Source organism: Enterococcus sp. AZ062 (assembly GCF_051715065.1).
Lineage (GTDB): Bacteria > Bacillota > Bacilli > Lactobacillales > Enterococcaceae > Enterococcus_B > Enterococcus_B mundtii.
The window spans coordinates 1-21,562 of sequence record NZ_JBIOTB010000001.1; the positions used below are offsets into that span (position 1 = coordinate 1).

General features: G+C 39.8%; 17 protein-coding genes. 15 read left to right on the forward strand and 2 right to left on the reverse strand.

Going from position 1 to position 21,562, the window contains the following annotated elements; all coding sequences use genetic code 11:
* The 14 genes from dnaA to IGJ00_RS00070 form a co-directional block, all read left to right on the forward strand.
* A partial coding sequence (gene dnaA / locus IGJ00_RS00005) for a chromosomal replication initiator protein DnaA (protein ID WP_023518857.1) occupies positions 1-1,335 on the forward strand: 1,335 nt, incomplete at its 5' end.
* Positions 1,336-1,532: 197 nt separating this feature from the next.
* Complete coding sequence (gene dnaN, locus IGJ00_RS00010) at positions 1,533-2,663, forward strand: DNA polymerase III subunit beta (protein ID WP_019723042.1); 1,131 nt, start codon at positions 1,533-1,535, stop codon at positions 2,661-2,663.
* A gap of 207 nt (positions 2,664-2,870) precedes the next feature.
* Positions 2,871-3,113, forward strand: coding sequence for a S4 domain-containing protein YaaA (gene yaaA / locus IGJ00_RS00015; RefSeq protein WP_019723041.1), 243 nt, complete (start codon positions 2,871-2,873; stop codon positions 3,111-3,113).
* Positions 3,100-4,215 carry a DNA replication/repair protein RecF gene (gene recF / locus IGJ00_RS00020; protein WP_071867654.1) on the forward strand — a complete coding sequence of 372 codons (1,116 nt, stop codon included), beginning with the start codon at positions 3,100-3,102 and terminating at the stop codon, positions 4,213-4,215. The genes yaaA and recF overlap by 14 nt, the downstream gene beginning before the upstream one ends.
* Before the next feature lie 6 nt (positions 4,216-4,221).
* Positions 4,222-6,168 (forward strand): DNA topoisomerase (ATP-hydrolyzing) subunit B, encoded by a 1,947-nt coding sequence (gyrB, locus tag IGJ00_RS00025; protein ID WP_071867653.1) that lies wholly within the window; start codon positions 4,222-4,224, stop codon positions 6,166-6,168.
* Positions 6,169-6,187: 19 nt separating this feature from the next.
* Complete coding sequence (gene gyrA / locus IGJ00_RS00030; RefSeq protein WP_086335262.1) at positions 6,188-8,683, forward strand: DNA gyrase subunit A; 2,496 nt, start codon at positions 6,188-6,190, stop codon at positions 8,681-8,683.
* Between the two features lie 239 nt (positions 8,684-8,922).
* A complete protein-coding gene (gene rpsF, locus IGJ00_RS00035) occupies positions 8,923-9,222 on the forward strand; it encodes a 30S ribosomal protein S6 (protein ID WP_019723039.1) in 300 nt (99 codons plus the stop codon).
* Between the two features lie 47 nt (positions 9,223-9,269).
* Complete coding sequence (gene ssb, locus IGJ00_RS00040; protein ID WP_010734556.1) at positions 9,270-9,791, forward strand: single-stranded DNA-binding protein; 522 nt, start codon at positions 9,270-9,272, stop codon at positions 9,789-9,791.
* Positions 9,792-9,816: 25 nt separating this feature from the next.
* A complete protein-coding gene (rpsR, locus tag IGJ00_RS00045; protein ID WP_010734555.1) occupies positions 9,817-10,053 on the forward strand; it encodes a 30S ribosomal protein S18 in 237 nt (78 codons plus the stop codon).
* Between the two features lie 166 nt (positions 10,054-10,219).
* Entirely contained in the window at positions 10,220-12,193 is a 1,974-nt protein-coding gene (locus tag IGJ00_RS00050; protein ID WP_074801123.1) for a DHH family phosphoesterase, read from the forward strand.
* A 5-nt stretch (positions 12,194-12,198) separates the two neighbouring features.
* Positions 12,199-12,651 carry a 50S ribosomal protein L9 gene (gene rplI, locus IGJ00_RS00055; protein WP_010734553.1) on the forward strand — a complete coding sequence of 151 codons (453 nt, stop codon included), beginning with the start codon at positions 12,199-12,201 and terminating at the stop codon, positions 12,649-12,651.
* A gap of 189 nt (positions 12,652-12,840) precedes the next feature.
* The gene (dnaB, locus tag IGJ00_RS00060; protein WP_010734552.1) at positions 12,841-14,208 is read left to right on the forward strand and encodes a replicative DNA helicase; all 1,368 of its coding nucleotides are present in this window, start codon (positions 12,841-12,843) and stop codon (positions 14,206-14,208) included.
* Between the two features lie 376 nt (positions 14,209-14,584).
* On the forward strand, positions 14,585-15,877 hold the full coding sequence (locus IGJ00_RS00065) for an adenylosuccinate synthase (protein ID WP_104872007.1): 1,293 nt from the start codon (positions 14,585-14,587) through the stop codon (positions 15,875-15,877).
* Between the two features lie 380 nt (positions 15,878-16,257).
* Entirely contained in the window at positions 16,258-17,121 is an 864-nt protein-coding gene (locus IGJ00_RS00070) for a DegV family protein (RefSeq protein WP_438843988.1), read from the forward strand.
* Positions 17,122-17,194: 73 nt separating this feature from the next.
* On the opposite strand, the gene IGJ00_RS00075 is transcribed toward IGJ00_RS00070, so the two are convergent.
* On the reverse strand, positions 17,195-18,817 hold the full coding sequence (locus IGJ00_RS00075; protein ID WP_010734549.1) for an ABC-F family ATP-binding cassette domain-containing protein: 1,623 nt from the start codon (positions 18,815-18,817) through the stop codon (positions 17,195-17,197).
* 235 nt (positions 18,818-19,052) lie between these two features.
* Between IGJ00_RS00075 and IGJ00_RS00080 the strand changes: the two genes are divergently transcribed.
* Positions 19,053-19,574, forward strand: coding sequence for an HdeD family acid-resistance protein (locus IGJ00_RS00080; protein ID WP_019722684.1), 522 nt, complete (start codon positions 19,053-19,055; stop codon positions 19,572-19,574).
* A 100-nt stretch (positions 19,575-19,674) separates the two neighbouring features.
* Here the strand turns inward: IGJ00_RS00080 and spxB are convergent, their stop codons facing one another.
* Complete coding sequence (gene spxB / locus IGJ00_RS00085; protein ID WP_438843989.1) at positions 19,675-21,417, reverse strand: pyruvate oxidase; 1,743 nt, start codon at positions 21,415-21,417, stop codon at positions 19,675-19,677.
* Positions 21,418-21,562 lie beyond the last annotated feature (145 nt).

Below are 21,562 nucleotides of genomic sequence, written 5' to 3' on the forward strand. Positions count from 1 at the left end.
ATGGTATCCCTCGATGCTTTATGGACTGAATTAAAAACGACTTATCAAAAAGAACTGTCTCCAGCAAGTTACAATACTTGGATTGAGACAGCACAACCTAAATCCTTAGAACAAAGCCAATTAGTGGTGACTGTTCCAAGTAAGATCCATAAGGAATATTGGGAAAAAAATCTCGCAACAAAGATTGTTGAGGTCGGCTACATGTTAACGGGAAAAGAGATCATTCCACGTTTTGTGACCGGTGAAGAAGCGGAACAAGAAGAAGTAGAAGAAATCAAAACAATGAAAGTTCCCCCAATCACACCAATCAAAAAAGCGATGTTGAATCCTAAGTATACCTTCGATACATTTGTGATCGGAAAAGGTAATCAGATGGCTCATGCCGCTGCCTTGGTCGTTGCTGAAGATCCTGGTTCGATTTATAATCCATTGTTCTTCTATGGTGGTGTCGGACTTGGTAAGACTCACTTGATGCACGCGATTGGTCATCAAATGTTGTTAAGTCAGCCAAATGCGAAGGTCAAATATGTAAGCAGTGAGACGTTTGCCAATGATTTTATCAATTCGATCCAAAATAAAACGGCCGAAGAATTTCGCCAAGAATATCGAAATGTCGACTTACTATTAGTCGATGATATTCAATTTTTTGCTGAAAAAGAAGCAACTCAAGAAGAATTTTTCCATACCTTCAATGCGCTCTACAATGAAGGCAAACAAATCGTCCTAACGAGTGATCGTTTACCAAACGAAATCCCTAAATTGCAGGAACGTCTCGTTTCTCGCTTTGCTTGGGGACTTTCAGTAGATATCACGCCACCTGACCTTGAAACAAGAACAGCTATTTTGAGAAAAAAAGCCGCAGCAGAACGCTTAGAAATTCCTGATGATACCTTAAGTTATATTGCGGGACAAATCGATTCCAACATTCGTGAACTAGAAGGCGCTCTTGTACGTGTTCAAGCATTTGCTACGATGAACAGTGAAGATATATCAACTAGTTTAGCTGCTGATGCTTTAAAGACATTGAAATCTGGCAAAGGACACCCGCAACTCTCGATTTTGCAGATCCAAGAAGAAGTTGCAAAGTATTACCATATTCAATTAAAGGATCTAAAAGGAAAGAAACGCGTCAAATCGATCGTTGTTCCTCGTCAAATCGCTATGTACTTGGCTCGGGAATTAACCGATAGCTCTCTTCCTAAAATCGGCGCTGAATTTGGTGGAAAAGATCACACAACTGTCATCCATGCGCACGAAAAAATCCAGCAGCTGATCGATTCAAGTGTCAGCATGCAAAATGAAGTATCAGAAATCAAAAATTTTCTATTAAACTAAAAAGATGCTTGATAGAAAGAAAAACACCTTGTGGATAAAATTAGAAATCATTCAAAAGTTATGCACATATTTTCCACAGCTGTTTTTTCTTTTCTCTTCTAGCATTTTTATAGTTTTCCACAGTATCAACAGTACCTAATACTTTTATTACTTTATTTACTAATAATAAAATAAATATATGGCAAAGGAGATCTACAATGAAAGTAACCTTAAACCGCGCAACATTTATGCAAGAATTGCAAACTGTTCAGCGTGCGATTTCAAGTAAAACGACAATTCCTATTTTGACAGGGGTTAAAATCACCCTCAATCAAGAAGGACTGACTTTAACAGGTAGTAATGCAGATATTTCAATTGAGACGTTTCTATCTGTTGAAAATGAAAAAGCGCAAATGCAAATTGAAGCAACAGGAGCCATTGTTCTACAAGCTCGCTTCTTCAGTGAAATCATTCGTCGATTGCCCGAAGAAACCTTTACGCTAGAAGTGTTAGAAAACAAACAAGTGGCCATTACTTCAGGGAAAGCGAATTTCTTAGTGAATGGGTTAGATGCGGATAATTACCCTCATCTTCCTGTTGTAGAGAGTCACAACCAGATGAAATTACCTGTACATGTATTGACCAAATTGATCAATGAAACAGTGTTTGCTGTTTCTCAACATGAAAGTCGCCCAATCCTTACAGGTGTTCATTTCATTTTGAAAGACAACTCGTTATTAGCAGTAGCAACTGACTCACATCGTTTGAGTCAACGAGTGATCCCGATCGAACAATCAGCTGATCAATTCGATATCGTGATTCCTGGAAAAAGTTTGACTGAATTATCACGTTCATTGACAAATGAAGAAGAAATCGTAGAAATCAGTATTATGGAAAACCAAGTATTGTTCAAAACTGAAAATATGTATTTTTATTCACGCTTGTTAGAAGGGAATTATCCCGATACGAATCGTTTGATTCCTTCAAGTTTCAATACCGAAGTTGAATTTTCTGTTCCAAGCTTTTTAGCAGCGATCGAGCGTGCCTCTTTGCTCTCACATGAAGGACGCAACAATATCGTTCGTTTGTCGATCCAGCCTGATTCTGTTGTTCTATACGGTAATTCTCCTGAAATCGGAAAAGTAGAAGAGAGCTTGAACTATACGACTAGCACCGGTGATCCGCTGGACATTTCCTTTAATCCGGACTATATGAAAGCTGCTTTGCGTGCATTTGGCGATATGAGTATCAAAGTAAAATTCATTTCTGCCATTCGTCCATTTACGTTAGAACCAACGGAAGATGGGGTACAATTCATCCAATTGATCACTCCAGTACGCACAAACTAAAATACTAATTGAAAATAAACTGAAAAATAAACCATTTTAAACAGAAGGCCCTAAAATCAATTTTAAGGCTTTCTGTTTCTTTTTGTTCAAATCACCTTTTTTCATTTAAATCCGCTCATATGGAAAAATATATGGATAAATTTGTTTTCTTGCGAAAAAAAGGGTATAATAAAGTATACTTTTAATAATGAAAATGAGGGATGAAGAGTGAAACAACAAGTCATTCTAAAAACTGAGTTTATGACGTTGGGTCAAATGCTGAAAGAAGTCACAGTCATCGGCAGTGGTGGACAAGCAAAATGGTATTTAGCAGAAAACACGGTTTTGGTTGATGGCGAGCCAGAAAATCGTCGTGGACGAAAGCTTTATCCCGGTATGATGATCGAAGTTCCAGAAGCAGGAACTTTTTTTATGGTAAAAAAAGGGAATAACGATAATGAGGCTGAATAAGCTGCACCTCAAAAATTATCGAAACTATCAAGAATTGCAAATTGATTTTTCCAAAAACCTCGTGATTTTTTTAGGAGAAAATGCCCAAGGAAAAACGAATCTTTTGGAAAGTATTTATGTGCTTGCAATGACAAGAAGTCATCGTACAAATAGTGAACAAGAGTTGATTGGATGGAACGATGAGCAGTCGATGATCCAAGGGGAGATCACCAGAGGAACCTCTAAGATTCCGTTAGAGATCCAACTGTCTAAAAAAGGACGAAAAACAAAGATCAATCATATCGAACAAAAGAAGTTGAGTAGTTATGTTGGACAATTGAATGTCATTTTATTTGCTCCTGAAGATCTTTCTTTAGTGAAAGGAAGCCCACAGATCCGACGCAAATTTTTAGATATGGAATTAGGTCAGATCAATCCAATCTATCTTTACGATCTTGTCCAATATCAAGCAGTCCTAAAGCAGAGAAATCAATATTTGAAGCAATTGAATGAGAAAAAACAAACGGATTTACTTTATCTTGATATTTTATCTGAACAACTAGCAGAATTTGGTAGCAAAGTACTAAAGGCAAGAGCGCAGTTTATCAAGCGTTTAGAATATTGGGCAAATTCTTTACATCAACAAATCACGCATCAAAGAGAACAGTTGGCAATCGAATATGTGACCGCCCTCTCTTCTTTAGACACTATGACAGTTCAAGAGATCCAGTCACAATTTTTAACGTTGCTCGAACAAAACAAAAAGAAAGATCTCTTTCGAGGGACAACGACTGTAGGTCCCCATCGAGATGACCTTTCTTTTTTTGTCAATGAAAAAAACGTGCAAAATTTTGGTTCTCAAGGTCAACAGCGAACAACGGCATTAAGTGTCAAATTAGCAGAGATCGATTTGATCAAAGAAGAAACAGGCGAGTATCCGATCCTATTACTGGATGATGTAATGAGTGAGTTAGACGACCAACGTCAACTCCATTTACTTGAAACGATTGAAGGGAAAGTACAGACATTCTTAACTACTACCTCCCTAGATCACGTTAAAAATAAAATGACTGTTGAACCTGAGATTTTTTATGTTCAGCAGGGAGAAATAAAAGGAGAATAAACATACATGACAGAAGAAAGAAGTTTAGTCGAGCGCGCAAAAGAATATGATGCCAGTCAGATTCAAGTGCTTGAAGGTCTTGAAGCCGTTCGGAAACGTCCGGGGATGTACATTGGTTCAACAAGTTCAGAAGGACTTCACCACTTAGTATGGGAAATCGTCGATAATTCGATCGATGAAGTCTTGGCAGGATTTGCGACAAAGATCCAAGTCATCATTGAGGAAGACAACAGTATCACTGTCATCGATGATGGTCGTGGGATTCCGGTCGATATCCAAGCGAAGACCGGTCGTCCAGCTGTAGAAACAGTTTTTACTGTCTTGCATGCGGGTGGTAAATTTGGCGGAGGCGGCTACAAAGTATCCGGTGGTCTTCATGGGGTTGGTTCGTCCGTTGTGAATGCACTATCGACACTATTAGATGTCAAAGTGTACAAAGATGGTAAGATCTATTACCAAGAATATCGTCGTGGGGCGGTAGTCGATGATTTGAAAGTCATCGGTGACACTGATTTAAGTGGAACGACCGTTCACTTCATCCCAGACCCAGAAATTTTTACAGAAACGACAACTTTCGACTTTAATAAATTAGCGACTCGTATTCGTGAGCTGGCTTTCTTGAATCGTGGGATGAAAATCTCAATTGAAGATCGTCGCGAAGAAAAGCCTGTCGTGAAAGAATACCATTATGACGGTGGAATCAAAAGCTACGTCGAATATTTAAATGCGAGCAAAACAGTGATTTTCCCAGAACCTGTTTATTTAGAAGGGGAACAACAAGAAATCACTGTCGAAGTTTCGATGCAATATACAGACGGTTATCATTCTAATATCATGAGTTTTGCCAACAATATCCATACGTATGAAGGCGGAACACATGAATCAGGATTTAAGACAGCTTTGACACGGGTCATCAATGATTATGCACGCAAGCAAAAATTGATGAAAGAAAATGATGATAATTTGACAGGTGAAGATGTGCGTGAAGGCTTGACAGCAGTCATTTCGATCAAGCATCCAGATCCTCAGTTTGAAGGACAAACGAAAACAAAATTAGGAAACTCAGAAGTACGTACGGTCACTGATCGTTTGTTCAGTGAGCATTTCATGAAATTCTTATTGGAAAACCCAAGTGTGGGCCGTCAGATTATCGAAAAAGGACTACTTGCCTCTAGAGCCCGCTTAGCGGCTAAACGCGCGCGTGAAGTGACGCGGAGAAAAGGGGCATTGGAAATCAGTAATCTACCTGGTAAATTAGCCGATTGTTCCAGCAATGATCCTGAAAAAAGTGAATTGTTCATCGTCGAAGGAGATTCAGCTGGTGGTTCAGCAAAACAAGGACGAAGCCGTGAATTTCAAGCGATTTTACCGATCCGTGGGAAAATCTTGAACGTTGAAAAAGCAAGTATGGATAAAATTTTAGCCAACGAAGAAATTCGCTCACTGTTTACAGCGATGGGTACAGGGTTTGGTGAAGATTTCGACGTGTCCAAAGCACGTTACCATAAATTAGTCATCATGACCGATGCCGATGTCGATGGTGCCCACATTCGTACGTTGCTATTGACGCTCTTTTATCGTTATATGCGCCCAATCGTGGAAGCTGGCTATGTTTATATCGCGCAACCACCGCTATATGGCGTTAAACAAGGAAAGAAAATCACGTATGTCCAACCAGGAAAAAATGCCGAAGAAGAGTTGAGAAAAGTCATCGAATCATTACCAGCAACACCAAAACCAAGTGTTCAACGATACAAAGGGCTTGGTGAAATGGATGATCATCAACTATGGGAAACGACGATGGACCCAAGCAAACGTATGATGGCTCGTGTCAGTGTAGATGATGCGATTGCTGCCGATGAAGTGTTTGAAATGTTGATGGGTGATCGAGTAGAACCTCGTCGTGCATTCATTGAAGAAAATGCTCACTATGTTAAAAATCTAGATATTTAATCATGAAGGAGGAAGAAAAATGAGTGAAGAAATCAGAGAAAACATCCATGATGTCAATCTAACCAGCGAAATGAAAGACTCCTTCATAGATTACGCCATGAGTGTCATTGTCGCTCGGGCTTTACCAGATGTTAGAGATGGATTAAAACCAGTTCACCGCCGTATTTTATACGGGATGAATGAGCTAGGTGTCACACCAGACAAAGCACACAAGAAATCAGCCAGAATCGTGGGGGACGTTATGGGTAAATACCATCCCCATGGTGATAGTGCGATCTATGAGTCAATGGTTCGGATGGCGCAACCTTTTAGCTATCGCTACATGTTAGTAGATGGTCATGGAAACTTTGGGTCAGTTGATGGAGATGGCGCAGCTGCGATGCGTTATACTGAAGCCAGAATGAGTAAAATCGCGACAGAAATGTTACGTGATATCAATAAAAATACGGTGGATTTCCAAAGCAACTACGATGATACGGAAAAAGAACCAGTTGTCTTACCGGCACGTTTTCCTAACTTGCTAGTCAATGGTACGACAGGGATCGCAGTCGGAATGGCGACGAATATCCCGCCACATAATCTGACAGAAGTTGTAGCAGCGATTGATCTATTGATGGAAAATCCAGATGTGACAACCAATGAATTGATGGAAGTCTTACCTGGGCCTGATTTTCCTACAGGCGGATTAGTCATGGGGAAATCCGGCATTCGTCGAGCGTATGAAACAGGAAAAGGTTCAATCACTGTTCGAGCAAAAGTAGAAATCACGGAAATGCCAAATGGAAAAGAGCGGATCTTAGTCACTGAATTGCCATACATGGTCAATAAAGCGAAATTGATTGAGCGAATTTCAGAATTGCACCGTGACAAACGAATTGAAGGTATCACGGATCTAAGAGATGAATCTTCTCGTGAAGGAATGCGTATCGTGATCGATGTGCGTCGTGACGCGAGTGCCTCTGTTATTTTGAACAATCTCTACAAATTGACATCCTTACAAAACTCATTTGGTTTCAATATGTTAGCGATCGAAAAAGGCGTACCGAAAGTTCTAAGCTTGAAGCAGATCCTTGAAAATTATATCGAACACCAACGCGAAGTTATTACACGTCGTACGGTCTTTGAAAAGGATAAAGCAGAAGCAAGAGCACATATCTTAGAAGGACTACGAATCGCCTTAGATCATATTGATGAAATCATTGCGATCATTCGTGGGTCCAAATCAGATGAAGAAGCGAAAAACGCGATGATCGAACGCTTTGATCTTTCTGACCGTCAATCGCAAGCAATCTTAGATATGCGTTTGCGCCGTTTGACTGGTTTGGAAAGAGAAAAAATCGAAAATGAATACCAAGAATTATTGAAACTCATTGAAGATTTAGCTGATATTCTTGCTCGCCCTGAACGGGTAACAGAAATCATCCAAACCGAACTTGCTGAATTGAGTCAACGATTTGGCGACAAACGTCGTACAGAATTACTGGTCGGTGAAGTCTTGAGTTTAGAAGACGAAGATTTAATCGAAGAAGAAGAAATCGTGATCACATTGACGAATAATGGCTATATCAAACGTTTAGCCAACAACGAATTCCGCGCACAACGTCGTGGGGGTCGAGGCATCCAAGGAATGGGTGTTCATAACGATGATTTCGTGAAAAATCTTGTTTCTTGCTCCACACATGATACATTGCTGTTCTTTACCAATAACGGAAAAGTGTATCGTGCGAAAGGATACGAGATCCCAGAGTACGGACGTACAGCAAAAGGGATTCCGATCATCAACTTACTTGGCATTGATTCAAGTGAGAAGATCCAAGCAATCATCGCAGTAACTGGTGAAGCAGAGGAAGGACATTACTTGTTCTTTACTACGCGACAAGGAACAGTCAAACGTACGACTGTCACTGCTTTTGCCAATATCCGTAGCAATGGGTTGATTGCGATTGGTTTGAAAGAAAATGATGAATTGGTCAACGTCTTATTGACTGATGGCAAATCAAACATCATTATTGGTACACACGATGGATATTCTGTGACTTTTGCAGAAGATGCCGTTCGTGATATGGGACGTACAGCCTCTGGGGTTCGTGGGGTTCGTTTGAGAGAAGACGATTACGTCGTTGGAGCAGCCTTGATGAATGAGGATCATGAAGTCTTGATCATCACAGAAAAAGGTTATGGAAAACGTACCAAGGTTTCTGAGTACCCTGTCAAAGGACGTGGGGGTAAAGGGATCAAAACTGCGAATATCACTGAGAAAAATGGTCCATTAGCTGGATTGACGACGGTGACAGGCGAAGAGGACATCATGTTGATCACAGACAAAGGCGTCATCATCCGCTTCAACGTTTCAACGGTTTCTCAAACAGGTCGGGCAACGCTAGGCGTGCGCTTGATCAAGATGGAAGCAGAAACGAAAGTGGTGACCATGGCAGCAGTAGAACCAGAACCTGCGGAAGAAACGACTGTCGAAGCAGAGACAGTTGATGTGGAAACTGATACTACAGAAGAATAGAAAATAGGCGTAAAACAAAAGTGAACGTCCTAAAATCAAAACTCCCAAGAATAGGTAAAACTATCTTTGGGAGTTTTTGGTCGTTTCAAAAGAAAAATTTGGAAAACAAAGAACAGCAGCTTGCTTTTTTAGTGCGTTGCGTGTATAATTGAGGATTGTGAGTAGTCTAATTTATTAGAAAACTCTCCTTGCTCTTGGGAAAGCTGAGAGCCGAAAGTCCATAGGGAGGTGAAAAATCAATGGAAAACACGAAATATGAAATCATGTATATTATTCGTCCAAACATTGATGAAGAAGCAAAAACTGCTTTAATCGAACGTTTCGATTCAATCTTGAAAGATAACGGAGCTGAAGTTATCGAATCAAAAGATTGGGAAAAACGCCGTTTAGCATACGAAATGAACGGTTACCGTGAAGGTATCTATCACATCGTTAAAGTATCTTCTCCATCATCAGCAGATGCAATCAACGAGTTTGATCGTCTTGCTAAAATCAATGACGATATCGTTCGTCACATGATCGTAAAAGAAGAAGCTTAATTATTGTTTCACATGGAACAATCAAACGATGAGAGGAGATGACCATTTTGATTAATAACGTTGTACTAGTTGGACGTCTGACAAAAGATCCAGATTTACGATATACATCAAGTGGCACTGCTGTAGCAACGTTCACTTTAGCTGTCAATCGTAACTTCACGAGCCAAAACGGCAACCGTGAGGCGGATTTTATTAATTGTGTGATTTGGCGAAAATCAGCAGAAACACTAGCAAACTATGCACATAAAGGAACTCTTTTAGGTGTAACTGGTCGTATTCAAACGCGTTCTTATGATAATCAACAAGGACAACGTGTGTACGTAACAGAAGTAGTTGCTGAAAACTTCCAATTATTGGAAAGTCGTGCAGCATCTGAAAACCGTCAACAAAGCGGTGGCTACCAAGACACTGGTCAATCGACAAATAATTTTGGCGGAAACGGCGGAAACAATAACTATAATCAAACATCTCAATCATCCAACGGTATGCCTGATTTTGATCGTGATTCTTCTGATCCATTCGGATCAAGCTCAACGATCGACATTTCAGATGATGATTTACCATTCTAAACGAATTTGATAGGAGGGAAATAGAATGGCACAACAAAGAAGAGGCGGACGTAAACGTCGTAAAGTAGACTACATCGCTGCTAACCATATTGAATATATCGATTATAAAGATATCGAATTACTAAAAAGATTTATCTCAGAACGCGGCAAAATTTTGCCACGTCGTGTAACAGGTACAGGCGCTAAAAACCAACGTAAAATTACGATTGCAATCAAACGCGCACGTATCATGGGATTACTACCATTCGTTGGCGAAGAATAATTCGCTTTAGGAATGATTCTGTAGGAATACCCAATCGTTTCAAACCATTACAGAGGAAGTTATGACTACTGTCGTGACTTCCTCTTTTTGTTCCATTTAGGTGTTTAGTCGCTTACATGACATGAGTTATGGTAAAATTAGGCTAATCAGTTACGGGAGGAAAGACATGGATAAAGAAAAAATAAAAGTAAGCCCGAGCCCTCTGCTCATTCTTTTATTGATCCTTGCAGAAGTTTTGGTTGTATTATTGATGCCATTTCGATTGATCAGTGCGTTGTTCATCCTGATCGTGAATCTATTTTGTATTCGTTATGGTTTAAAGATGAAACGGTGGTTGACTCTAAGGAATCGTGACAAGATCCAACAAGCTTCCACAGTTGCGGAATCCAATTTGAATTATGTTTCTGAGATCATGCCAGTCGGAATCATCTCTTACCAACCAGCGACACAAACCATTGATTGGCTGAATCCTTTCGCATTGAATGTGAAAGACCAAAGCTCTTTATTGGAAGCAGACTTGTTAGAAACTTTTTTTTCAGCAAAAGAAAAAAAGAAAAATCAAGTCTATTTAGCTGACAAAACGTTTCAATTTGAATTGGATACGGTGAAAGGGGTCGTTTACTTTATTGACGTGACCCAGAACCAATTACTGAAGATCCATCAAGTGAATAGCCAGCCAATCATTGGTATTCTTTCAATCGATAACTATGCAGATACGGTCGATAAATTGGATGAAAAAGAAGTTTCTTATTTGAACTCCTTCATTACGACACTGATTTCTGACTGGATGAATGAATATCATGTGTTTTTTAAACGAATCAATTCAGAGCGCTTTTTCTTTTTTGGACAGATGAGTGACTTAAAGAAAATGATGGATAAGAAATTTGATCTTTTAGATCGCTTACGAGCAGAAGCTGAAAGACAAAACCATCCGTTGACCCTTAGTATGGGCATTGCCTATGGACAACAAACACTAGAAGAAATCGGTAGCGAAGCTCAAAATAACTTAGATATCGCTTTGGTTCGTGGTGGGGATCAGGTCGTGGTGAAAGAAGTTCGTGAAGGAGCGAAACCTACTTACTATGGTGGGAAATCAGCAACGACCATCAAACGTACGCGCGTTCGTTCACGGGCGATGAGTACAGCTTTACGCAAAATTTTTGATGAAACCGGCGATGTATTTATTATGGGGCATCGCTTCCCTGATATGGACGCTATCGGTTCAGCCGTTGGAGTCAGTTGTCTGGCACGCTTCAATCAGAAAAAAGCCTATATCGTCATCGATGAAAAAGAAATCATTCCAGATGTGGAACGCTGTTTAACAGAAATCCATAAAGAACCAGAGTTGGAGATGCAATTGATTACGCCAGAACGTGCAATGGAGCTTAAGAAAGCCAAGGATCTACTCGTAATGGTCGATTACCATAAACCATCGCTATCGATCTCTCAGAGCCTTTACGAGCAATTTGATAAGATCGTGATCATTGACCATCATCGTCGAGGCGAAGAGTTTCCAAGCAAACCGCTCTTAACGTATATTGAATCTTCTGCGTCTTCTGCCTCTGAATTAGTCACAGAATTGATCCAATACCAAAGTAGCCGAACCAATCGGATCAGCCGTTTAGAGGCGACATTGTTGTTAGCTGGCATGACCGTTGATACGAATAACTTCAATGTGCGAACGACAGCACGTACGTTTGATGTTGCAAGCTATTTAAAGACTTGTAGTGCGGACGCATCCTTAGTACAATATTTATTGAGCTCTGATTTAGCCACTTATTTAGAAATCAGCCACTTGATCGCGCACAATGAACAAGTGACAGAGGATATTGTGGTGGCAGCAGGGACAGATGAAAAAGAGTATAATAGTGTTATTGCAGCAAAAACAGCAGATACGTTGCTCTCAATGGTCAATATCAACGGCGCTTTCGTCATTACGAAACGGACGGATGGCTTAGTTGGTATCAGTGCCCGCAGCACAGGAACGATCAATGTCCAATTGATCATGGAATCCCTAGGTGGTGGCGGACATTTCACCAATGCGGCAACACAACTGGAAAATGTGACTGTAGAAGAAGCAAAACAACAACTGCTCGCTGCTATCCAAGAAAATATGAATCAATTATATAAAAAGGAGTAGATGAGATGAAAGTCATTTTCTTACAAGATGTTAAAGGCAAAGGCAAAAAAGGCGATGTCAAGGAAGTTCCTACAGGCTATGCGCAAAATTATTTGATCAAAAACAATCTGGCAAAAGAAGCAAATAAAAGCAGTATCAGTCAGTTAGAAGGACAGAAAAAAGCCCAAGAAAAGCAAGAAGCAGAAATTCTTGAAGAAGCCAAAAAATTAAAAGAGTTTCTTGAAAAAGAAGAAACAGTCGTGGAATTAAAAGCCAAAGCAGGAGAAGATAGCCGTTTATTTGGCTCGATCCCATCGAAACAAATCGCTGAAGGTTTGAATAAGCAATACAAAGTAAAATTAGACAAACGTAAAATCGAGTTGAATAACCCAATTCGTACGTTAGGCTATACCAACGTACCTGTGAAACTACACCATGAAGTAACTGCAACGATCAAGGTACACGTTGTCTCTGAATAAACGAAAAGAACATGTGACGAAATCACTTCGATAAATCAGCCGCAGAGGACAAAAATCGCTTTCGATTATTTTTGACTTTTGCGGTCTATTTTCGAAGGAAGAGCTTTTGGAACAGATGTTCATTTTAGGGATGACTTTTCTGCCATTTTCTTGTAAAATGAAGCAATTGAAAGCAAGGAGCGATAGAATATGAGTGAAGTGTGGCAGGATCGAATTCCACCGCAAAATATTGAAGCTGAGCAAGCGGTTCTAGGTTCTGTTTTTCTAGACGCTGAAACGATCATCGATGCCATGGAGTACATAGAACCGAAAGATTTTTATCGTCGGGGACATCAAATCATTTTTGAAATCATGATCGAATTGAATGACCGTAGTGAAGCGATTGATGTCGTGACCGTCAAAGATCGTTTGGAGCAACGAAATCTCTTGGAAGATGCTGGTGGAGTCAGTTACTTATCTGATTTAGCTTTAGCTGTACCAACGGCAGCAAACATTGTCTACTACGCAAAAATCGTGGAAGAAAAATCATTACTCCGTAATTTGATCCAAACAGCAACAGGGATCGTGACTAGAGGTTTTGAACAAGGAGAAGAAGTCCAATCCATCTTAGATGATGCGGAACGTAGTATTCTTGAAGTATCAGAAAAACGTAATCGTAGCGGGTTCTTATCCATTGCGGAAGTCTTGAATTCTACGATTGAAAATATTGACCAACTCGCGCAAAACAATGAAGAGATCACAGGTTTGCCAACTGGTTACCAAGGATTAGATAAAATGACTGCTGGCTTCCAAGCAGAAGAGCTGATTATTTTGGCTGCACGTCCGGCGGTAGGGAAAACCGCCTTTGCCTTGAATATTGCCCAAAATGTCGGTACAAAGACAGATCGTTCCGTAGCGATCTTCAGTCTAGAGATGGGGGCAGAATCATTAGTCAACCGGATGCTTTGTGCGGAAGGTTCGATTGAAGCGAGTCACTTACGTACGGGACAGCTTTCAGAAGAAGAATGGTCCAATTTGATCGTTGCGATGGGTAGTTTATCCAAAGCAAATATCTTCATTGATGATACACCAGGGATCAAAATCTCTGAGATACGAGCAAAATGTCGGAAACTTGCACAAGAAAAAGGGAATCTAGGTTTGATACTCATCGATTACTTGCAGTTGATCGAAGGAAATGGGAAAGAAAACCGCCAACAAGAAGTATCCGATATCTCACGTCAATTGAAAAAGCTAGCGAAAGAATTAAAAGTTCCCGTCATTGCTCTTTCCCAGCTTTCTCGTGGAGTGGAACAACGCCAAGATAAACGACCTGTTTTAAGTGATATCCGTGAGTCTGGTTCGATCGAGCAGGATGCAGATATCGTAGCATTCTTATATCGTGATGATTACTATGAACGCGAAGGTGGCGAAGATGGCGATGCGCCAGAACCACAAAATGATAATGTGATCGAAGTCATCATTGAAAAAAACCGGAGTGGAGCAAGGGGAACGGTCGAATTGCTCTTTATCAAAGAATACAATAAATTTTCCTCGCTTTCTCCGCGAGAAGAATATTAGGACGAATAAATCTGAATAAATCAAACATCGAGGTCGGGACAGAAGTGTTTAGCCTCGAGAAATAAGGTGCCAGCCACGAAAATTGTTCTTCAAATTTTTGTGGCTGGCGCCTTATTTTTTGAAGTGGTTACTTCAGTTCCCGCCGTTTATTCGATTTTAGGTGGTGCGAGAGGACGAATGTCCGGACATGTTTTTTTCAAACTCAGTCAGGTCAGGCGCCTACTTGTTAGTAACCAATGGAACGTAGCAAATTATAATGTTCGCTTTTTAAACGTTTTCTCTAAAATATATTAAATATCATTCGATTTTAGTTGAATAAAGTTTGAAGTATTGTTACAATAATTCAGGATTAAATAATATTAAATGAGGTGTTCAAATGTCATCTGTAGTAGTAGTGGGTACACAATGGGGCGACGAAGGGAAAGGAAAAATTACTGACTTTCTTAGTGAAAATGCTGAAGTGATCGCACGGTACCAAGGTGGCGACAATGCGGGACACACAATTAAATTCGATGGTGTTACGTATAAACTGCACTTGATTCCTTCGGGGATTTTTTATAAAGATAAAATCAGCGTGATCGGGAATGGTGTAGTAGTCAATCCGAAATCTTTAGTCAAAGAATTGGCTTATTTACATGAAAAAGATGTGACGACAGATAATTTACGTATTTCTGATCGTGCGCATGTGATTTTACCGTATCATATCAAATTAGACCAATTGCAAGAAGATGCAAAAGGAGAAAATAAAATCGGTACGACCATCAAAGGGATCGGACCTGCTTATATGGACAAAGCCGCTCGTGTCGGTATCCGTGTAGCCGATTTATTGGATAAAGAAATTTTTGAAGAGCGTTTACGAGTGAATTTAGACGATAAAAACCGTCAATTTGTGAAAATGTTTGATTCAGAGCCAATCGACTTTGAAGAAATCTTTGAAGAATACTACGAATATGGCCAACAAATCAAACAGTACGTGACGGATACATCAGTTATCTTAAATGATGCGTTAGATGCAGGAAAACGTGTTTTATTTGAAGGCGCACAAGGTGTGATGTTAGATATCGATCAAGGAACGTATCCATTTGTTACCTCATCGAATCCAGTGGCTGGTGGTGTAACGATCGGTAGTGGGGTCGGACCTTCTAAAATCAATAAAGTGGTCGGTGTATGTAAAGCTTACACATCACGTGTGGGAGATGGCCCATTCCCTACTGAATTGTTTGATGAAACAGGTCAACAAATTCGTGAAGTCGGTCGCGAATATGGTACAACGACTGGACGTCCACGTCGTGTCGGCTGGTTTGATACAGTCGTGATGCGTCACTCAAAACGTGTGTCAGGTATCACGAATCTATCATTGAATTCGATCGATGTCTTGAGCGGTTTAGAAACAGTGAAAATCTGTACAGCGTACGAATTAGACGGCGAACGAATCTATCATTATCCAGCGAGTTTGAAAGAATTGAACCGTTGCAAACCAATCTACGAAGAATTGCCAGGTTGGTCAGAAGACATTACTGCTTGTCGCACACTAGCTGAATTACCAGAAAATGCACGTAACTATGTAAGACGTATCTCAGAGCTTGTAGGCGTGCGTATTTCAACATTTTCAGTAGGTCCTGACCGAAACCAAACAAATATCTTAGAAAGCGTGTGGGCGCAAATCTAAGCCTTTCAGTGATGATTCGCTAACAGGAACATTCTTTTAAGAATGAGTGGACCACTGAAATCACGTGAAATAAATGAAATCGGGACAGAAGTGTTTAGCCTCGAGAAATACGGCGACAACCACGAAAATTGTTTTTCTAATTTTTGTGGTTGTCGCTTTATTTTCCAAGAGATTACTCCTGTTGCCATTATTTATCGGTTTTAGGGCGACACACAAAAATGAATGTGACTTTTGTTTTAGACTGATCGTGTTCATTTAAGCGTTCGCTTGATTGGCTTGTACCAAGTACAACGAATATAAGAGCTGAAGTTATTTAAAATTAAAGGAGTTTGCTATAATAGACTGCGATGAAAAGTGGAGAAAAAAAGGAGTTGGAACGAATGTATCAAATAGTCACAGATTCATGTTGCGATCTGCCCTATCAAGTGTTGGCAAATGCAAATGTTGATTTTTTATCCATGGAGATCCAGATTGGTGAGGAAATACGAATCGATGATCTGGGAAAAACATTTGATTATGAAGGGTACATCCAACAGTTACGTGAAGGAGCAATGCCTACGACCTCACAAATCAATGTGGGTCGCTATTTGGAATTCTTCCGTAGCTATGTGGAGAAAGGCATCCCAGTCTTGTACGTTGCTTTTTCGAGTGGCATGAGTGGTTCTTACAGCAGTGCCTTACAAGCAGTCGAATTATTGAAAGAAACCTATGAGGACCCGCAAGTTCATGTGTTTGATACGAAAGCCGCAAGTATCGGGGAAGGACTACTTGTATTAGAAGCTGTTCGTTTGAAAGAATCGGGTTATTCTTTGGAAGAAACATTGGCTTGGTTAAAAAATAATTACCTCAAAGTTCATTCTTGGGTAACCGTTGATGATTTAAAACATTTAGAACGTGGAGGACGCATCTCTAAAGCAAGTGCTGCTATTGGTAGTCTGTTAAGCGTGAAGCCGATCATTACCGTTGAACCAAGTGGTCATTTGAAGAATGTCGATAAAGTGCGTGGTAGAAACAAATCCATTCAGAAAATCGTGGAGGAAACGGTCAAAACGATCGTCGCTCCATTGGAACAAACGGTGTATATCGCTTATGCCGGAGACCTAGAAAGTGCTGAGAAAGCCAAAAAATTATTAGAAGAAAATATCAAAACAAAAGAAATCAAACTCTATCCCTTAGGACCAACGATCGCCAGTCATACAGGCTATGGGTGTATCGCCATCTTTTCAATGGGTGTGAGTCGATAAAAAAGAAAAACAGCTGTACAACGTAAGACTACTCAACGTTGTACAGCTGTTTTTATAGTTATTTTTGGAATATTTAGTTCCACAATTGTTCTAATTGTTTTTGGATGTCTTTGTTCTCTAAGAATTCATCATATGTCGTATCTGCACGATCGATAACGCCTTTATCAGAAACAGCAATGATACGATTTGCTAACGTTTGGATGAATTGGTGGTCATGAGAAGCAAATAGGATCGAACCTGAAAATGCCATCAAACCATCATTCAACGCAGTAATTGATTCTAAATCTAAATGATTCGTTGGGTCGTCTAAGACAAGTACGTTTGCTTTTGAAAGCATCAATTTAGAAAGCATGCAACGCACTTTTTCGCCCCCAGAAAGAACATTCACGGGTTTTAGTACTTCCTCACCAGAAAACAACATACGACCTAAGAAGCTACGTAAGAACGTATTGTCGTCTTCTTCTTTACTTGCATATTGACGTAACCAATCAAGAATCGTTAAGTCCGTATCGAATTCCTTCGTTGTATCCTTTGGTAGATAAGCATTGCTTGTTGTTACACCCCAACGGACAGTACCGGTATCAGGTGTTAGATCACCCATGATGACTTTAAATAGCGTTGTAGTTGTTATATCGTTTTCGGCAACGAATGCTACCTTGTCTTCTTTGTTTAATGTAAATGATATATCATCTAAAATCTTTTTACCATCTATTGTCACACTAACGTTTTCTACTTGTAGTAAGTCATTTCCAATTTCACGCTCTGGTTTGAATCCAACGAAAGGATAGCGACGTGAAGAAGGTTGGATATCATCCAATGTGATTTTTTCTAACATTTTTTTACGGGATGTTGCTTGTTTTGATTTTGACGCATTTGCACTGAAGCGTGCGATAAAGTCTTGTAATTCTTTGATTTGTTCTTCTTTTTTCGCATTGGCGTTTGCTTGTAACTTAGTTGCTAATTGGCTTGATTCTAACCAGAAATCGTAGTTTCCTACATAAAGCTTGATTTTTCCAAAGTCTAAATCTGCCATATGGGTACATACTTTATTCAAGAAGTGACGGTCATGGGAAACAACGATCACTGTATTCTCAAATTCGATCAAAAATTCTTCTAACCAGTTGATCGATTGGATATCTAGTCCGTTTGTCGGCTCATCTAAAAGTAAAACATCTGGTTTACCGAATAGCGTTTGTGCAAGCAACACTTTCACTTTTTGGCCACCAGTCAGTTCGCTCATCAATTGATGATGCAACTCTTCAGGGATATTCAATCCTTGAAGTAAAACCGCTGCTTCTGGCTCTGCTTCCCAACCGTTTAATTCTGCAAATTCGCCTTCTAATTCTGCCGCACGAATCCCATCTTCATCTGTGAAATCTTCTTTCATATAGATGGCATCTTTTTCTTTCATTACTTCATATAAACGTTTATGGCCCATGATTACTGTTTCCATCACAGTATATTCTTCATAGTCATAGTGGTTTTGTTTCAAAACAGCCATACGTTCATCTGGACCTAATGTGACAGAGCCTGTTGAAGGTTGCAAGTCACCTGATAACACTTTAAGGAATGTTGATTTACCTGCGCCATTTGCTCCAATTAAGCCATAACAATTGCCGGGAGTGAATTTTATATTAACATCATCAAATAGTTTGCGATCTGAAAAGTGCAAACTTACATCATTTACAGTAATCAATTTTTTTCCTCACTTTATGTTTATAATATTTGCCAAGTCTTCTAGAATTATATAGGGGAATGTTGAAAGTTTCAAGGAAATCAGTAATTCTTTACGTTTCACGTGAAACAATCAAAAGAAGAAAAGAGATAAACCGTTTTTTTACAACTAAAGCATTTTCATAAATGCTAAATTTTTGAAGTTATTTAAATGGGGGCGTAAGATAGAAATAGATTAAAAGAAAGTAGGGATTAAAATGAAAGAAAGTAGAAAAATTGATTGGGGTTCACTCGTTTTAGGGATATTATTTGTTTTAGTTTCCTTGATTTCTTTTCGCGATCCAGTAGGTAACTTAGTTGCTATCGTTATTGTATTTGCTATTTTTGCGATCCTAAAAGGATTATTTGAGTTATTTCTACGTAGTCGAGTAAAAGAACTGACAGGATATAAAGGGAAGATGCCGATAGTGATTGGGATCATTGATTTATTGATTGGGATCTTTTTCATTTTCAATATTGGTGCTGGGGTAGTTGCACTACCATTTGTCTTCGCTGTTTGGTTTATTATTGATTCTGTTTTGGCTTTATTTACTGCTGATTTATTCAGAGGAATAAGCGAAGGACATTATTGGTTTACAGTGGTCATCAATGTATTGGGTATCTTACTAGGTATTATTTTATTATTCAATCCTTTATCCTCTGCGTTGACGCTAAGTTTTTTAGTTGGATTTTATTTTATGGTCGTTGGGATCAATCAGATTGTTTATGCGTTTAGATGATTAGTAATAAAATAAGTGTATGAAATTTGAAAAAGATCCACCTCAAATCCTATCAATTTGAGGTGGATCTTTTCTCACTAACTTGTGGTTTACTGGATTTTTACAACTGTTTAGAAAGATGATGCGTATATATTTCATGAAGCACCGGCATATCATGTACTTCGTATTTTTCTTTGAAGCGCTCAATTTCTTCTTCGCTATACTTTCTTGGGTCTAAGTGTAAGTCTTCGACAGGTAAGGGCCGTTTGTTGGGGATCTTGACGTCGATCACGACTGGTCGATCAGATTTCGCCGCAGCATCGAAGGCAGGGCGTAATTGTTCGTAGTGTGTGATCGTGAAGCCATCGGCACCTAAGGCTTCGCAGGCTTTCCCAAAATCAGCTTGTTCAAGGGAAACACCAAATTTTTGTTGTTCAGTATCTTCTTGTTCTGCTTCGATAAATCCGAATGAATCATTTGAGAAAACGACATTGATGATTGGCAACTGATAGCTGACTTGGGTCAAGATATCTTGCATCACCATGGCAAAACCGCCGTCTCCGCTTAAAGTAAAGACTTGTCTCTCCGGAAAACTTAATTTAGCAGCAATGCCTCCTGGTACACCGTTGCCCATCGTTGCAAACCAACCAGAAGTAGTGTGTAACTGCTCACCAGTCATGTTCAGCAAACGGATCGAATGAATGGTCGTATTTCCAACATCTGTCACAAAAATAGCATCACGCTCAGCAATCCGGTTGATTTCTTTATAGATTGCTTCTGGTCGAATCGATTGCTCTGTGGGTTCTTCAAACGATGTTAACCAACGCCGCCAATTGCGAAGATTTTCTTGATTGGCTAGATACCAAGCATCTTCTGAGCGCTCTTTCCCCAATTCAACTAGGTTTTCTAACGTTGTTTTACCATCACCTAAGATAGCTAAATCGGTGTGGTGGCGGCGGCCGAATTTGGCGGCATCAATATCGACTTGGATAAAGGCAGCTTCTGGATTGAAGAACGCCCGCCCAAAAGGGAAGTCACTTCCTACAAATAAAATCAAATCGGCTTCTGCCAACGCTTCATTCGCAGGTTTTGTCGCTACCCGACCTGCAAATCCAAGAAAATTTTTGTCTTCATCTGGCACGATCCCTTTTGCTAAAACAGAGGCAACCACTGGCATTTTGAAATATTCGGTAAATTTCTTGATCTGATCATAGCCATGACGAACACCTTGACCGATGAACAAGACAGGCTTTTGAGCTTGTTCGAGATAAGGAAGGGCTGCTTTCACGTCTTCCATCTCAGGGAGGATCACCCCTGTTTTGTACGTAGAAGCATTAGAAACATCCTGCCACTCGATTTCTTCAAAACCAAAATCAACTGGGATCGTCACAACAGCGACTCCTTGATGTGCATAAGCTGCCTTGATCGCTTCGTCAACGACATAAGGTAAACTTTCTGGTGTCATGACTGTCCGATTATAAACACTAACATCAGCGAAAATTGGATTTTCATTTAATTCTTGAAAGGCAGTATAATTCATAGAAGTCGAAGCCACTTGTCCTAAAAGGGCGACAACTGGGACGTGATCCATTTGGGCATCATAAAGTCCGTTGATCAAATGGGTGGCTCCAGGACCAGCTGAGCCAAAGACAGCTCCGACTTTTCCTGTTAATTTGGCATCCGCTGCGGCAGCTAACGCGCCCACTTCTTCATGACGTACTTGGATATAATCGATTTGGTCTTTTTCATGGTACAACGCATCCATAATGGAATTGAACGAACCACCCGGAATCCCATAAATATGATCAACTCCCCAGCTTTCAAGCACTTTTACCATGGCAATACCGGCATTTATCGTTGACATTTTGATCCACTCCTTAAAAAAACAAATTATATTTATTGTCTAAAGTATAAATCTTCCTTATCAAAAGCCCAACTAAAGCGACTTTCAACCAAGTAGAGTGAATTGCCAGTAATGTGTGAAACTATGTTATAGTGGATTCAAAATG

What these genes read in the sequence shown, in the direction of transcription:
- dnaN (WP_019723042.1), top strand. Translation starts at nt 1,533, where the DNA reads ATGAAAGTAACCTTAAACCGCGCAACATTTATGCAAGAATTGCAAACT.
- recF (WP_071867654.1), top strand. Translation starts at nt 3,100, where the DNA reads ATGAGGCTGAATAAGCTGCACCTCAAAAATTATCGAAACTATCAAGAA.
- gyrB (WP_071867653.1), top strand. Translation starts at nt 4,222, where the DNA reads ATGACAGAAGAAAGAAGTTTAGTCGAGCGCGCAAAAGAATATGATGCC.
- gyrA (WP_086335262.1), top strand. Translation starts at nt 6,188, where the DNA reads ATGAGTGAAGAAATCAGAGAAAACATCCATGATGTCAATCTAACCAGC.
- rpsF (WP_019723039.1), top strand. Translation starts at nt 8,923, where the DNA reads ATGGAAAACACGAAATATGAAATCATGTATATTATTCGTCCAAACATT.
- rpsR (WP_010734555.1), top strand. Translation starts at nt 9,817, where the DNA reads ATGGCACAACAAAGAAGAGGCGGACGTAAACGTCGTAAAGTAGACTAC.
- IGJ00_RS00050 (WP_074801123.1), top strand. Translation starts at nt 10,220, where the DNA reads ATGGATAAAGAAAAAATAAAAGTAAGCCCGAGCCCTCTGCTCATTCTT.
- rplI (WP_010734553.1), top strand. Translation starts at nt 12,199, where the DNA reads ATGAAAGTCATTTTCTTACAAGATGTTAAAGGCAAAGGCAAAAAAGGC.
- dnaB (WP_010734552.1), top strand. Translation starts at nt 12,841, where the DNA reads ATGAGTGAAGTGTGGCAGGATCGAATTCCACCGCAAAATATTGAAGCT.
- IGJ00_RS00065 (WP_104872007.1), top strand. Translation starts at nt 14,585, where the DNA reads ATGTCATCTGTAGTAGTAGTGGGTACACAATGGGGCGACGAAGGGAAA.
- IGJ00_RS00070 (WP_438843988.1), top strand. Translation starts at nt 16,258, where the DNA reads ATGTATCAAATAGTCACAGATTCATGTTGCGATCTGCCCTATCAAGTG.
- IGJ00_RS00080 (WP_019722684.1), top strand. Translation starts at nt 19,053, where the DNA reads ATGAAAGAAAGTAGAAAAATTGATTGGGGTTCACTCGTTTTAGGGATA.
- spxB (WP_438843989.1), bottom strand. Translation starts at nt 21,417, where the DNA reads ATGTCAACGATAAATGCCGGTATTGCCATGGTAAAAGTGCTTGAAAGC.